The 12,746-nt window shown below is 65.1% G+C and carries 14 protein-coding genes; 2 read left to right on the top strand and 12 right to left on the bottom strand.

Going from position 1 to position 12,746, the window contains the following annotated elements:
• Nucleotides 1-162: 162 nt before the first annotated feature.
• On the top strand, nucleotides 163-1,053 hold the full coding sequence (locus tag GL286_RS12165) for a LysR substrate-binding domain-containing protein (RefSeq protein WP_170295165.1): 891 nt from the start codon (nucleotides 163-165) through the stop codon (nucleotides 1,051-1,053).
• Nucleotides 1,054-1,071: 18 nt separating this feature from the next.
• Here the strand turns inward: GL286_RS12165 and GL286_RS12160 are convergent, their stop codons facing one another.
• The 8 genes from GL286_RS12160 to GL286_RS12125 all read right to left on the bottom strand — a co-directional run bounded on the left by GL286_RS12160 (nucleotide 1,072) and on the right by GL286_RS12125 (nucleotide 7,657).
• On the bottom strand, nucleotides 1,072-1,893 hold the full coding sequence (locus GL286_RS12160) for a Pnap_2097 family protein (RefSeq protein WP_211596319.1): 822 nt from the start codon (nucleotides 1,891-1,893) through the stop codon (nucleotides 1,072-1,074).
• A complete protein-coding gene (locus tag GL286_RS12155; RefSeq protein WP_155095831.1) occupies nucleotides 1,890-3,143 on the bottom strand; it encodes an MSMEG_0569 family flavin-dependent oxidoreductase in 1,254 nt (417 codons plus the stop codon). The genes GL286_RS12160 and GL286_RS12155 overlap by 4 nt, the downstream gene beginning before the upstream one ends.
• Before the next feature lie 36 nt (nucleotides 3,144-3,179).
• Complete coding sequence (locus tag GL286_RS12150; RefSeq protein WP_155095830.1) at nucleotides 3,180-3,458, bottom strand: MSMEG_0570 family nitrogen starvation response protein; 279 nt, start codon at nucleotides 3,456-3,458, stop codon at nucleotides 3,180-3,182.
• Nucleotides 3,451-4,458: a sll0787 family AIR synthase-like protein gene (locus tag GL286_RS12145; RefSeq protein ID WP_155095829.1), complete on the bottom strand. Its 1,008-nt coding sequence runs from the start codon at nucleotides 4,456-4,458 to the stop codon at nucleotides 3,451-3,453. The genes GL286_RS12150 and GL286_RS12145 overlap by 8 nt, the downstream gene beginning before the upstream one ends.
• Nucleotides 4,459-4,460: 2 nt before the next feature.
• Nucleotides 4,461-4,997 carry an MSMEG_0567/Sll0786 family nitrogen starvation N-acetyltransferase gene (locus GL286_RS12140; RefSeq protein WP_155095828.1) on the bottom strand — a complete coding sequence of 179 codons (537 nt, stop codon included), beginning with the start codon at nucleotides 4,995-4,997 and terminating at the stop codon, nucleotides 4,461-4,463.
• Complete coding sequence (locus GL286_RS12135; protein WP_155095904.1) at nucleotides 4,994-6,121, bottom strand: MSMEG_0568 family radical SAM protein; 1,128 nt, start codon at nucleotides 6,119-6,121, stop codon at nucleotides 4,994-4,996. Before GL286_RS12135 ends, GL286_RS12140 begins: the two co-directional genes overlap by 4 nt.
• Nucleotides 6,114-7,112 (bottom strand): Nit6803 family nitrilase, encoded by a 999-nt coding sequence (locus tag GL286_RS12130; RefSeq protein ID WP_211596317.1) that lies wholly within the window; start codon nucleotides 7,110-7,112, stop codon nucleotides 6,114-6,116. The genes GL286_RS12135 and GL286_RS12130 overlap by 8 nt, the downstream gene beginning before the upstream one ends.
• Nucleotides 7,113-7,174: 62 nt before the next feature.
• Entirely contained in the window at nucleotides 7,175-7,657 is a 483-nt protein-coding gene (locus GL286_RS12125; protein ID WP_155095827.1) for an MSMEG_0572/Sll0783 family nitrogen starvation response protein, read from the bottom strand.
• 285 nt (nucleotides 7,658-7,942) lie between these two features.
• On the opposite strand from GL286_RS12125, the gene GL286_RS12120 reads away from it, so the two are divergent.
• The gene (locus tag GL286_RS12120) at nucleotides 7,943-9,313 is read left to right on the top strand and encodes an aminotransferase-like domain-containing protein (RefSeq protein WP_155095826.1); all 1,371 of its coding nucleotides are present in this window, start codon (nucleotides 7,943-7,945) and stop codon (nucleotides 9,311-9,313) included.
• A gap of 4 nt (nucleotides 9,314-9,317) precedes the next feature.
• Here the strand turns inward: GL286_RS12120 and GL286_RS12115 are convergent, their stop codons facing one another.
• The 4 genes from GL286_RS12115 to GL286_RS12100 form a co-directional block, all read right to left on the bottom strand.
• Entirely contained in the window at nucleotides 9,318-9,662 is a 345-nt protein-coding gene (locus GL286_RS12115) for a DUF983 domain-containing protein (RefSeq protein WP_343038882.1), read from the bottom strand.
• 306 nt (nucleotides 9,663-9,968) lie between these two features.
• The gene (locus tag GL286_RS12110; protein ID WP_155095824.1) at nucleotides 9,969-10,622 is read right to left on the bottom strand and encodes a ThuA domain-containing protein; all 654 of its coding nucleotides are present in this window, start codon (nucleotides 10,620-10,622) and stop codon (nucleotides 9,969-9,971) included.
• Complete coding sequence (locus GL286_RS12105; protein WP_155095823.1) at nucleotides 10,619-11,731, bottom strand: Gfo/Idh/MocA family protein; 1,113 nt, start codon at nucleotides 11,729-11,731, stop codon at nucleotides 10,619-10,621. The genes GL286_RS12110 and GL286_RS12105 overlap by 4 nt, the downstream gene beginning before the upstream one ends.
• Nucleotides 11,728-12,738, bottom strand: a complete 1,011-nt coding sequence (locus GL286_RS12100; RefSeq protein ID WP_155095822.1) for an ABC transporter ATP-binding protein — start codon at nucleotides 12,736-12,738, stop codon at nucleotides 11,728-11,730. Before GL286_RS12100 ends, GL286_RS12105 begins: the two co-directional genes overlap by 4 nt.
• Between the last annotated feature and the right edge of the window lie 8 nt (nucleotides 12,739-12,746).

The following is a 12,746-nucleotide window of genomic DNA, read 5'->3' as shown; positions in this document are numbered from 1 at the left end:
TTGTGTCGGGCTGTCGGGGCGGATCAGGTCCCGCCCGCAGTTCCGGCTATTGTGACGGGGCCAAGATAGCATCGCCTGATCCCAAGGATTACCCTTGCCAATCCGCTTGCATTCATCGACCACAGCCATAAATCCATGATGCAGGCACGGCAGAGGCATCAGGTGGCACGCGAACAGTTCAACGACCTGCTATGGTTCCTTGCCGTGGCCGAGGAACGCAGCTTCACCCGTGCCGCCGCGCGGATCGGGATCTCGCAATCCACGCTCAGCCATACGATCAAGCGGCTGGAGACCCGCATGGGCGTGCTGCTGCTGAACCGGACCACGCGCAATGTCGCGCCGACCGAGGCGGGCGAGCGGTTGCAGCAGTCGCTGACCCCGCGCATCGCCGAGATCGAGGCGGAAATGGCCTCGATCATGGAATATCGCGACAAGCCCGCAGGACGCGTCCGTCTGACCATGTCCGATCACGCGCTGCATACCGTAGTCTGGCCCAAACTGCGCGACGTGCTGGCGGAATATCCCGATATCAAGGTCGAATTCAGCGTGGACAGCGCCTTCCGCAATATCGTGGACAGCGGCTTCGATGCCGGTATCCGCTTGGGCGAAAGCGTCGAGAACGACATGATCGCGGTCAAGATCGGTCCCGACTGGCGTCTGGTTGCGGTCGCCTCGCCTGCCTATCTGGCGGCACGCGGCACGCCCCTGCACCCCAAGGATCTGATCGGCCATAATTGCATCGGTATCCGCCAGATCTCGGCAGGGGGGATGTATGCATGGGAATTCGGGAAGGACGGAACCGAGCTGCGCGTCCGCGTCGATGGGCAACTGACCTTCAGTGGCTCCTATGAAATGGTCGACGCCGCAGCGAAAGGCTACGGCATCGCCTATGTCCCCGAGGATATCGTAGCCGATCGTGTCGCGGCGGGCGATCTGGTCGTGGTGCTGGATGACTGGTCGCAGCCGTTTCCGGGCTATTATCTGTATTACCCCAGCCGCCGTCAGAGCCTTCCCGCCTTTCGCGTCGTGGTCGAGGCGCTGCGCCAGCGTTGATAGCGCCCCAGACGCCTTTCATTCCGGCAGATAACGGCTGCGCAGATAGGCTAGGGGCTTGCGGTCCTGGGTCGTCAGCACGCAATCGACATGCGCGCCATGATGCAGCGTGGCGCGGATCGTCTCGCCCGGTTCTACATTGCCCAGATAGACGACATCGCGCGCCGTGATGCGCCGCCTTGCGCTGGCGCCTAGCGCGAAATCGGCGCGCTCGGACAGGGTCGCGAAGCTTGGAAAATACAGCAGACCCGCCGCGTTGAAATCGGCATAGGGGCAGGGCAGCACGGGGATATGCCGCCCCGCTGCACCGGTCAGGTCGCGCCGCGCGACCAGCGCCGCCCGATCCGCGATGCGCCGCGCCAGTTTCGGGGCCTCGGGGGGCAGGGCCAAGGCGCGGGGCGCGCGCCGCACGATCGAGCGGTTGCTGGCCGGATCGCCGCGCCCGACAAAGGCCGAGACCAGCACGATCCGTCCGGCCGCCTGCCCTTCGATCATGATCCGCTGGACCGAGGCCAGCCGCCCGTGCCCCAGCCGCCCGAGATGCGCCTCAAGTGTCAGTTCACGCCCGAGGTCGGGAATTTCCGGCGCGGAGATGCGCAGGCTTGTGGCGCAGAACGCAGCATAAAGCGGCTGGCCTTGCGCACAGTGAAAGACCGCCTCGCGCTGGCCCATCGCCCGCGCGATCAGCCGCCAGTGCAGATCGCCCGCCCGCCGCATCAGCCATGGCTCGGACAGGCCCAGATAGCCCATCTCGGCCATGCCAAGGATGTGCTGCTCGGCCAGTGGTCCGGCGTCCTGCGCGATCACCTGCGTCGGGGCGGTCTGGCGGGCGGCCGTCATGCGGCCAGACCTGCGCGGTGACGGGTCAGGATCTGTGCGGCAAGGTGGCGACTGTCCTCGTCGATGCCAAGGAACCGGCCCGAGCCCCAGGTGTTCAGCCATCCCAGACCGATGAAATACAGCCCCGGCACCTTGGTCACGCCGCGGTCGAAACTGGGCCTGCCGCGCGTATCCAGACATCCGGCGGGCAGCCAAGTGTAATCGGGGCGAAAGCCGATGGCCCAGATGATCGAGGTGATGCCCTGTTCATGCAGGTCGATTGCCGTGATCTCGGTCTCGGGACGCCACAGCTTTTCGAAGGGGGCCTCATGGGGGGCGTCGATCCCCTGACGGTCGATCCATGCGTCGATCTGGGTGCGGATGCCGATATAGCTGCGATCCGCATCGTCGAGGTTCTTTTCCAGATCCGGCAGGAATTCCAGCCGCGTGCCGCCCCCGCCCGAGACCGAGCCGTAAAGCCTGACGCCTTCCAGCGCGTAGCGGCGCAGGTCGATCTCTTTGCCGCCATCGCGGCCCGACATGTAATGGTTGGTCTGGGTCAGGGCCTTGTGCGGGTCGGGATGGCGGTCGATGGTGATGTCGTAATGGCCCGCGTCATACAGCCAGTCCGTCGCGTCGCGGCCGCGATATTTGCGCGGGCTGCGGGGGGCGGGGCCGACCGCAAGATGGACCTCGCGTCCCTCAAGGTGAAAATCGTCCATCAGTTGCACGCCGGACTGGCCGGTGCCGACGATCAGGGTCGCGCCGTCCGGCAATTGTTCGGGACGGCGGTAGTCACGCGAATGCATCTGCACGACCGCCGGATCAAGTTCCGCGGCATAGGGCGGCGTGATCGGCGTGTCATAGCCGCCGGTCGCGATCACCACCTGATCCGCCGTCAACCTGCCGATGGTGGTGTCGATCACATAGCCATCGTCCTGCTGCCGGACGCCGGTCACATTGACGCCCTCGCGCAGGGGCGGGTCGAAGCTTGCGGCGAAGCCGTCCAGATATTCGACGATCTCGTCCTTGCCCATGAAACCGTCGGGCGCTGACCCGCGATAGGGCCAGCCGGGCAGGCGGCATTGCCAGTTGGGGGTGACAAGGCAGAAGCTGTCCCAGCGGTTGTTGCGCCAGCTTTCGAAACGGGCGTGGCGTTCCAGGACGAGATGCTCGACCCCTTCGGCGCAGAGATACCAGCTGACCGACAGGCCGGCCTGTCCGCCGCCGATGATGATGACGGGGTAATGGGATGGGGAACTGGTGGTCATGGCGAACCCTTTGTTCTGGTTCAGGACTGTTCTGGTTCAGGACATGGACAGGCAGGTGACTTTGCCGTCCCGATGCAGGCTTGCGGCGCGGTGTTCGATCCGCGCCAGCTGATCCATCGCCGCCGAGCAGGCGAAGCCGTATTTCGCGGCTACCCGATCCGAGGCCTCGTTCAATCCCGTCCGCGCCCGTTGCAGAAACTCGCCCAGCGGGTAGGTCGTGCCTGCTTGCAGATGGGCGTGGATCGCGGTCGAGGGCGAGTAGCAGCTTTCTTCGACCCCGTCGGGCCAGCGGATGGTGAATCTGACCTCAGGCATCCGAATGCTCCGGTTTCAGGGACAGGTAGGGTCGGGCGGCATGGTCCCAGAACGGCGCGACCAGCCCGCCCGACGCGAATTCCACCCGAGATCCGGCAATCGCCTCGCCGATGACGGCGGCGGGGATGTCGCGGGCGGCGAAACGGCGGCAGATGTCATCCACATGCGCGGGGCGGGCGGTCAACAGGAAGCCGAAGCTCGGAAAGCTGCGCAGCCAGCGGTCCAGTCCGGCCCCGTCAGGCAGCGGGATGTCGTCCAGCGCGATGCGCAGCCCGCAGCCTGATGCCTCGGCCAGCATCAGCGCGGTTCCGGCAATTCCGCCCTGGCTGATATCCTTGCCGCCGGTGACCAGCCCCGCTTCGGCCAGTTCCGGCAGCAGGGCCAGATCGCCGCGCAGGCGCGCAGGGGGCGCATCCAGTGCCGCGCAGAAATTGTCGAAATTGCGATAGCTGCCGCGATGGTCGATGGCCGCGATCAGCACGTCTCCTGCCCGCGCCCCCGAGCCACGGATCAGCGCCTGCGCCTTTCCCGTGACCGAGACCGCCAGATTCAGCGCCGTACTGTGCAGATTGGTGTGCCCGCCGACGATGGGCACGCCGTAAGCCGCTGACGCATCGCGCATGCCTTGCAGCAGCGGCGCGGCCGTCGTGGCGTCGGGCGCCCAGACCGCGTCCAGAAGTGCGGTGGCGCGGCCGCCCATGGCCGCGATGTCCGACAGGTTGACCATGACGCCGCACCAGCCCGCGAACCACGGGTCATGTGCGACGAATGCGGGCATGAACCCTTCGCCCGCGAACAGATCCCAGCCCCCCGCGCCATCGGGCATCGCCGCGGCATCGTCCCCCGGCGCGCCCTGCGATCCGGTGCTCAACCCCAGTCCCTTGGTGGCCAGCGCGATGTCAAGCTTGCCACGGATGGAGGGATGCGCCGCCAATCCGGCGGCAAGGGCAAAGGGGTCCGGTCGGAGGTCCGCAGCGCCGGAAATCGCGGTCCTGTCCATCCTCACCTCCGCGCCCTTGCGGTCCAGCCGATGGCCGGTTCGGGGAAGGCGGGGTAATGCGGCAACGAGGCCTGCATATGGACATGGGCGACCCCGTGCAGATCCAGCGCACCCTGCCTTTGCCAGTGCAGACGGCGGAACAGCGCCTCGTTCTGCTCTTGGACATGGGCGTTGAATTCGACGCAGCCGCGCCCGTTCGCCGTCGATACCGCCAGCCGGATCAACTCGGCCCCGAGGCGACCGACGCGACGGTATTCCGCCGCGACCGCCAGCCGCGAACCCCACCAGATCCCCTGCGCGGACTCATGGATACGGACCGTGCCGACAACCTCGGCCTCTTCGCCCGCAAGCGTCGAGATCGCGACCAGCGTCAATGCCTGCTGGTCGATGGCATCGCGGTCATGGCCGGTGAAAATGCGCTGTTCCTCGACAAAGACGCGCTGGCGCAATCGCGCGGCTCCGGTCATTTCCCAGACCCGCGTCGCGGCGCGGATCAGGAATTCGGGGCTGATGAATGCGGAATGGTCAAGCGCGCTCATCCCTGCACCCTTAGCTTTTCATAGCTCGAAAGCGCCGAGCAGGCCCCGCATTTGCCGCAACCCGCCTTGATATCGCTGGCTTTCATACCGGCATCGATCACGATGCGCGACAGGGGCTCCAGCACGCTGGCCATGAATTCCGGTCGCGGGGCGGGATGGCTTTCCAGCGGCGTCCCCGAGATCGGCACGAAAGGCACGACAAAGGGATAGACCCCGATATCGACCAGCCTTTGCGACATCGCAAGGATCGCCTCGGCGCTGTCACCCAGACCCGCAAGGATATAGGTCGAGACCTGACCGCGCCCGAAGACCTTTACCGCCGCGGCGAAGCTGGCAAAGTATTTCTCCAGCGGCACGCTGGCCTTGCCGGGCATGATGCGGGCGCGGACCTCGGGGGTGACGGCTTCCAGATGCATGCCAAGGGCATCGACGCCCGCATCCTTCATGCGCTGGTGCCATGCGTCATCCTCGGGAGGCTCGCATTGCGCCTGCAGCGGCAAATCGACGGCGGCCTTGATGGCGCGGGCGCTGTCGGCCATGACCGAAGCGCCGCGATCCTTGCCCGCTGGCGTGCCGGTGGTCAGCACCATATGTTTGACCCCGTCCAGCGCGACGGCGGCGGCGGCCACCTCGGCCAGTTGTTCCGGCGTCTTGTGTGCGATGGTGCGGCCCGCCGCCAGACTTTGGCCGATCGAACAGAACTGGCAGGTTTTCTTGCGGCTTTCATAGCGGATGCAGGTTTGCAGGACCGTGCTGGCCAGAACGTCGCGCGAATGCAGCACGGCGATCTGGTTATAGGCAATCCCGTCCGCTGTTTTCAGGTCGTAGAATCTGGGCCGGTTGGGAAAGCGCACCCGCGCCAGTTCCGCGCCGTCGCGCAGGATGCGCGACTGCCCCGAGGCATCGGGGGCCTCGACCAGATAGGGGCTGTCGAAGGCGGGCGCGGTATGGACGGGGATCATCACCGTCCGGTCGCCGAAGCTGACCGCCTTGTGATCCGAGGGTCCGGCCCCGCCGCGACGGCTTTCATGGCCCGCTCGGGGATCGACCAGCCGCATCCCACGCGTCTGCAATTCGTTGATCAGCGCCGGATCGGCATCCGAGGGCAGGTTCAGGTCACGCATCATTCGCCTCGCATTCGTTCGAGGTGGCAGGGCCTGCCGCTGGAGCGGCCGCTGGCTGGGGCAGGATCTGGTGCAGCGCCTGCACGGGGCGGGCATCCTGCACCAGATGCAGCAATTCGGGGCGGGCGTAATGCCCGACGCTGTCCATCATGCGCTTGCGCTTGGTGACCAGCCGCATGTCCAGATCCGCGATCAGGATGCCCTCGCCCGAGGTCAGCGGCGGGACGACATGGCGACCCTCGGGGGTGATGATGCAGGTCATGCAGCCGTCGCGCAGGCCCTTTTGCAGCTTGGGATCGGGATGGATCGAGGCGATCTGCTCCTCGGTCAGCCAGCCGGTGGCATTGACGACGAAACAGCCCGATTCCAGCGCGTGATGGCGCATGGTGACCTCGATCTGCTCGCCAAAGACCGGCCCGACAAGGCTGCCGGGGAAATGGCTGGCATGGATTTCCTCGTGCTGGGCCATCAGGGCGTAGCGGGCCAGCGGATTGTAATGTTCCCAGCAGGCCAGCGCCCCCATCCGGCCCACGGCGGTTTCGACCACCTGCAGACCCGAGCCATCGCCTTGACCCCAGATCATGCGCTCGTGATAGGTCGGGGTGATCTTGCGCCGCTTCAGCTTCAGGCTGCCATCGGCGTCGAAGATCAGTTGCGTGTTGTAAAGCGAGCCGTGGTCGCGTTCGTTCACGCCCAGCACGACGACCGCGCCACGCTTGCGGGCGGCCTCGGCGACCGCGCGGGTTTCGGCCGAGGGGACGGTGACGGCCTCGTCATACAGCCGCAGATGTTCCGGCCCCTGCAACATCGGCGGCAGCACGAAACTGAAATAGGGATACCAAGGCACGAAGGTCTCGGGGAAGACGATCAGTTCCGCCCCCTTGTCGGCGGCCTCGGCGATGGCATTCAGCACGCGCTCGACCGTCCCGCCGCGCGAGACGAGGTCGGGAGAGATCTGGACGGCGGCGGCACGGACGCTGGTCTTGGACATGGCGGGCTCCGGTTTGCTGGCAAAGGGGCGGATGGGCGCGCTGTCACGCGCGCCCGAGGACGTCAGACCGTCCAGGTGTCAAGGATCAGGGCGTTCGATTTCTTGTGCAGCAGGATGCAATCCAGCACGTCCTGCGGCGCGATCGGGGTGATGCCGGGGATCAGCGAGGGCTCGCCATGGCCGTAAAGCGCCTGCAGGGCGAAGCGGCAGGCATAGACCTTGCCGCCTTCGGACATGAAGCGTTCGAGATTCTTGTTGAAGTTCAGATGGCCGGGGAAAGCCTCGTCGCCGATTTTCGGGAAGCCGCGCTGGATGCCAAGGGTGACGCCCGGCCCGTAAAGCAGGATCGAGGTCTCGTAGCCTTTGCGTTGCAGGCGGATCGCGTTCAGGATGTTGACCAGCCCGATCGAGCCCTCGAAGGCGACGGTGTGAAAGGTGACCAGCGCCTTGTCGCCGGGATCGGCTTTGACGTCCTCGAATACCTTGCTTTCGTAATCGACGAAGTAATCGCCGTCCTTATGGGCCTCATGGGTGACTTGCGGCATTCCGGTCGCTCCTGTTGGGGTTGCTTTGTTCAGGATGCGCTGCGGCGGCGTTGAATCAATTCTAATAACAATATCCATACAATAAACCGGCATTGCATGCAGTGGCTGCCTATGGGCGGATCAACTGCCCGCATCTACCGCTTATCGCGCGATCAGTTCAAAAACATCGCGCTGCGCCAGCCCTCGGTTCGGGATTGAGCAATGCCGGACGGACGCATACAATCCGCATCAATTTGACAAAGCCCGCGGTTCCGGCCGAATCAATCATCGGGCCAAGGAGAGACGATGAAGGACTGGGTTCCTGCCCTGAGCGACAACGGCAAGCCGCGCTATCTGCAGATCGCGGACGCCATCGCGGACGCGATCCGGACGGGCGATCTGGCGGCGGGCGACCGGCTGCCGCCGCAAAGGCGTCTTGCCGATCTGCTGGATATCGACTTCACCACGGTCAGCCGCGCCTATACCGAGGCACGGGCGCGCAAGCTGGTCGATAGCCATGTCGGGCGCGGCACCTTCATCCGCACGGCCCATCGCGCGGTCGAGGAAGCCGATCCGCGTCGCCAGCGCGACGAAGACCTGTCGATGAACATGCCGCCCGAGGTGACCGACCCCGAATTGCTGGCCCATATGCGCGAAGGGCTGGCCTCGGTCTCGGCCAATCTGGTCTCGCTTTTGCGCTACCAGTCCACGACCGGCAGCGATCAGGACAAGATCGCGGCCTCGACCTGGCTGTCCAAGCGCGGGATGGTCCCCAGTCTTGAACGCATCGCGGTGACACCGGGCGCACATGCGACGATGATGGCGATCCTGTCGACGATCGCGCGGCCGGGGGATGCGATCCTGTGCGAGCGCATCACCTATCCGGGCCTGCGTGCCATCGCGGCGCGCTTGCAGTTGCGACTGGTCGGTATCGCCATGGACGAGGCGGGCGTGATCCCCGAATTGCTGGAAGTCGCCATCGAGCGCGAACGTCCCAAGGCGCTTTACCTCAACCCGACGCTGCACAATCCCACGACCCTGACGATCCCCGAATGGCGGCGTCTGGAAATCGCCGAGATCATCACCCGTCGCCGCCTGCCCGCGATCGAGGACGATGCCTACGGCTTCATTCCGGCCTCGGCTCCGGCGCCGTTCGCGGCCTTGGCGCCGGGGCTGTCATGGCATATCGGCGGGCTGGCGAAATGCATCGGGGCGGGGTTGCGGCTGGCCTATGTCGTTGCGCCGGATGCCCGCGCTGCCTATGCCTTGGCCGAGGGGCTGCGGGCAGTGGCGGTGATGCCCTCGCCGATTTGCACCGCGCTGATGACCCGCTGGGTCGAGGACGGGACCGCGGACCGCATCCGGCATTTCCTGCGCGCCGAAAGCGCGGCCCGCCAGCAGATCGCCGCCTCGGTTCTCAGCGGGTTCGAGTTCCGCGCCGATCCGAACGCCTTCAACATCTGGCTCAAGCTGCCCGAGGGGGCCGGTCGGGCCGAATTGATGGGCCGGATGGCGGGGCGTCATATCGGATTGATGCCCGCCGACGCCTTTACCGTCGGTGCCGAACCCGAGGAGCATCTGCGCATCTGTCTGGGCGGCGCGATCAACCGCGAGGAATTGCGTGCGGGCCTGCTGTTTCTGGCCAACAGCCTGTCGGGCGGCGGGTGGATGGGCTAACGGGTCAGCCTTTGGCTTCGGCTCGCGCGGGGTCGAAGCCATGCATGCCCTTGACCCATTGCAAGGCGACGAACGCGCCCTTGACCGGAGGCAATAGCCCCAGCGACGCCAGAATGGTGGCAAGGCCAAGCACGGTTCCGATCAGGATCGGGCGGTCCCCGAACAGGCTGAACATCGGCATCAGCGAAAATCCGATCAGATGCGCGACGACAAGAACGACGATATAGGCCGGACCATCGTCGGCGCGCTGCGGTGTCAGGTCCAGCCCGCATGAATCGCAGCAATCCGCCACTTTCAGATAGCCGCGGAACAGCTTTCCCTGACCGCAACGCGGACATTTCAGACGCACCCCGCGCCGTAATGCGGGCCTTAGGTCTTCGGGTGTCTGTGTAAGCGTGGGGGTAACCATCCGGCCCTCGGGAAGCGGTGCTGAAACAATGATGCCTATAGGTTGATAGCATAATGACCGGCTGATCGCAACGAATGATTGCAATCAATTGATCCATACAATTATGCTACCAATAAGCTTCACCGAGGCAGGCATGGGGTAAGCACCAATTCCACCGCCGCCAAAACTCGGCGTGATGTGGGGGCAGCGTCATGCTCCGGGCAAGCCAAGGCCCGCCCGAAGATCTGAAGGGATGTAGACGGATTGTCAGGCGGTCCCGCGCGCCGCCCATAGCAGACCGCGCCGCAGGATCTCTTTCATCTGCGGATGCTCGAATTCGGCCGATTTATGGCCAAGCGCCGAATAGAAGACGCGCCCCAGTCCGTAGCGGTGTTTCCAGACCACGGGCATCCGCGTGTCCTTGACCCATGCGGCGTGTTCGCCCGAGAAGGTCGTTTCCGCAAGCACCTCGATGCGGGGATCGACATGCATGTAATATTGCTCGGAATGGTAATCGAAATCGCCGATCCCTTCGAGCAGGGTGTCGCCATTCGCGGCAATCTCGACGCGGTAGTCGATGACATTGCCCGGATGCGCGACGAACTGGCCGCCGACCATGAACTGGTAATCGGTGTTCTTGCGGAACGTGTCGGCCATGCCGCCATGGAAACCGGCCAGTCCGGTTCCGGCCTCGACTGCGGCGGTCAGGCGTTTCACCTCTTCGGCCTCGACCTCGGCCATGGTCATCACCGGCACGATCAGATCGAATCCGGACAGATCGGCCTCGGCCAGAATTGCCGTGCCTTCGCGGCGGGTGACTTCGAACCCTTCGGCCTCCAGCATGCCGCTGACGATTTCCGAGGACGGTCCGGGCTCGTGCCCGTCCCATCCGCCAAAGAATACCAATGCTTTACGGGTCATTCTGCCATCTCTGCCATGTTGATCTGTCCGGTTGCGGTTCCCGTCGGCAAGGGCGCGGGACGGTCGCATGTGGTGGCAAGCGCCTCGGCCCGACCGGTCGAGGCCGCGCGCAGCAGGGACTCGATCACATCTAGCGCATGCAGGGCCAATGCCCCCGAGGCGCGGTGATCCCGTTTGGTCACGATCGCGTCCGCCATATCGGCAAGGCCAAGGCCGCGATAGTTGCCGTCGCCATGCGCGTGGCGCATCACCTGCGGTTCCCAGTCGGCGGCGTGCAGCATCACCTCGCCGTCGAAATGGTTCGGGTCGGGGATCAGCATCGCGCCGTCGGTGCCGTAAAGCTCCAGCGGGGTGTGGCGATGCGCCTTGACGTCGAAGCTGGTGACGATCTGCACTACCGCGCCCGAGGCGAATTCCATCACGCCCGTCACATGCGTCGGCACTTCGACGGGGATGTCCTGTCCGGCGCGGGGACCGGTGGCGATGATGCGGCGGTCGCGTCCGCGCGCGGCCATGCCGACGACCCGCGACACCGGACCAAGCAGATTGACCAGCGCGGTGATGTAATAGGGGCCCATATCCATCAGCGGCCCCGCGCCCTCTCCGGCATAGTAGAAGTCGGGATTGGGATGCCAGCGCTCGTGCCCTGCCACCATCATCACCGCCGTTCCGGCGGTCGGTCGCCCGATCCGCCCCGTATCCAGCAAGGCGCGGGCGGTCTGATGCGAGCCGCCAAGGAACGTATCGGGGGCCGAGCCGACGCGCAGCCCTTTGGCCGCCGCCGCCTGCAACAGACGACGCCCCTCGGCGACCGAGCCAGCCAGCGGTTTTTCCGCATAAAGATGCTTGCCCGCATCCAGCACCATCAGCCCGACCTCGACATGGGCCTTGGGGATGGTCAGGTTCAGGACGATATCAATATCGTCGCGTTTCAGCAGTTCGGCCGGCGTGACGGCTGGAACGCCATATTGTACGGCCTTCGCTTCGGCCGCCTCGGGGCGCAGGTCGGCCACGGCGCGCAGCGCGATGCCGGGGAAGATCGCGCAATTCTTCATATAGATGTCGCTGATGACACCACAGCCGATGACACCGATTCCCAAGGGTTTCATGCGCGGGCCTCCATGCGCTGACCACGTTCGTCGTAAAGATGCAGATTGGCGGGCTCGGGCGTCAGGAACAGCTTGTCGCCCACTTGCAGCCGCATATGTCCGGGCAGCCGGACGGTGATGCTGTCGATACCTTCGGCGCTCATATAGGCGATGGTGTCCGCGCCAAGGGTTTCGACGACCTCGGTGCGGGCCTGCCATGTGCCGCTGGTGCCATCGACGCGGATATGTTCGGGACGGATACCTGCGGTGTGGACGTCCTGACGCCCGATCGCGCGGCCCGGCAGCAGGTTCATCTTGGGCGAGCCGATGAAGGCCGCGACGAATTCGGTCGCGGGGTTGTCGTAAAGCTCCATCGGCGCGCCGACCTGTTCGATCCTGCCGCCATTCATCACCACGATCTGGTCTGCCAGCGTCATCGCCTCGACCTGATCATGCGTCACATAGATCATCGTCGATCCCAGCGAGCGGTGCAGTTGCGCCAGTTCGACCCGCATCTGGCCACGCAGCGCCGCGTCAAGGTTCGACAGCGGCTCGTCCAGCAGGAAAACCTTGGGATTGCGCACGATCGAGCGCCCGATGGCGACCCGCTGGCGCTGGCCGCCCGACAATTGCGAGGGCTTGCGTTCCAGATAATTTTCCAGCGCAAGGATCTTCGCGGCACGGGCCACGCGCTCGTCGCGCTCGGGTTTCGGCATCTTCTGCAAGCGCAGGCCGAAGTCGATATTCTGCGCGACCGTCATATGCGGGAACAGCGCATAGGACTGGAACACCATCGAGATCTCGCGCTGCGAGGGTTCCTCGTTGGTGACATTGCGCCCGCCGATCAGGACGCGGCCATCGGTCGGGGTTTCCAGCCCCGCGATCAGGCGCAGCAGCGTGGATTTTCCGCAGCCCGAGGGGCCGACCAGAACGGTGAACGAGCCGTCGGGGATCAGCAGGTTCAGCTTCGGGATGACCGTCAGGGCTCCGAAGCTTTTGGAAATGTCGTCAAGTCTGACTTCTGCCATGCTGGCCT

The organism is Paracoccus aestuariivivens (assembly GCF_009711225.1).
Taxonomy (GTDB): Bacteria; Pseudomonadota; Alphaproteobacteria; order Rhodobacterales; family Rhodobacteraceae; genus Paracoccus; species Paracoccus aestuariivivens.
The sequence above is the reverse complement of the archived record's forward strand: the minus strand, read 5'-3'. Positions and strand labels throughout refer to the sequence as shown.

What these genes read in the sequence shown, in the direction of transcription:
- GL286_RS12160 (WP_211596319.1), bottom strand. Translation starts at nt 1,893, where the DNA reads ATGACGGCCGCCCGCCAGACCGCCCCGACGCAGGTGATCGCGCAGGAC.
- GL286_RS12155 (WP_155095831.1), bottom strand. Translation starts at nt 3,143, where the DNA reads ATGACCACCAGTTCCCCATCCCATTACCCCGTCATCATCATCGGCGGC.
- GL286_RS12150 (WP_155095830.1), bottom strand. Translation starts at nt 3,458, where the DNA reads ATGCCTGAGGTCAGATTCACCATCCGCTGGCCCGACGGGGTCGAAGAA.
- GL286_RS12145 (WP_155095829.1), bottom strand. Translation starts at nt 4,458, where the DNA reads ATGGACAGGACCGCGATTTCCGGCGCTGCGGACCTCCGACCGGACCCC.
- GL286_RS12140 (WP_155095828.1), bottom strand. Translation starts at nt 4,997, where the DNA reads ATGAGCGCGCTTGACCATTCCGCATTCATCAGCCCCGAATTCCTGATC.
- GL286_RS12135 (WP_155095904.1), bottom strand. Translation starts at nt 6,121, where the DNA reads ATGCGTGACCTGAACCTGCCCTCGGATGCCGATCCGGCGCTGATCAAC.
- GL286_RS12130 (WP_211596317.1), bottom strand. Translation starts at nt 7,112, where the DNA reads ATGTCCAAGACCAGCGTCCGTGCCGCCGCCGTCCAGATCTCTCCCGAC.
- GL286_RS12125 (WP_155095827.1), bottom strand. Translation starts at nt 7,657, where the DNA reads ATGCCGCAAGTCACCCATGAGGCCCATAAGGACGGCGATTACTTCGTC.
- GL286_RS12120 (WP_155095826.1), top strand. Translation starts at nt 7,943, where the DNA reads ATGAAGGACTGGGTTCCTGCCCTGAGCGACAACGGCAAGCCGCGCTAT.
- GL286_RS12110 (WP_155095824.1), bottom strand. Translation starts at nt 10,622, where the DNA reads ATGACCCGTAAAGCATTGGTATTCTTTGGCGGATGGGACGGGCACGAG.
- GL286_RS12105 (WP_155095823.1), bottom strand. Translation starts at nt 11,731, where the DNA reads ATGAAACCCTTGGGAATCGGTGTCATCGGCTGTGGTGTCATCAGCGAC.
- GL286_RS12100 (WP_155095822.1), bottom strand. Translation starts at nt 12,738, where the DNA reads ATGGCAGAAGTCAGACTTGACGACATTTCCAAAAGCTTCGGAGCCCTG.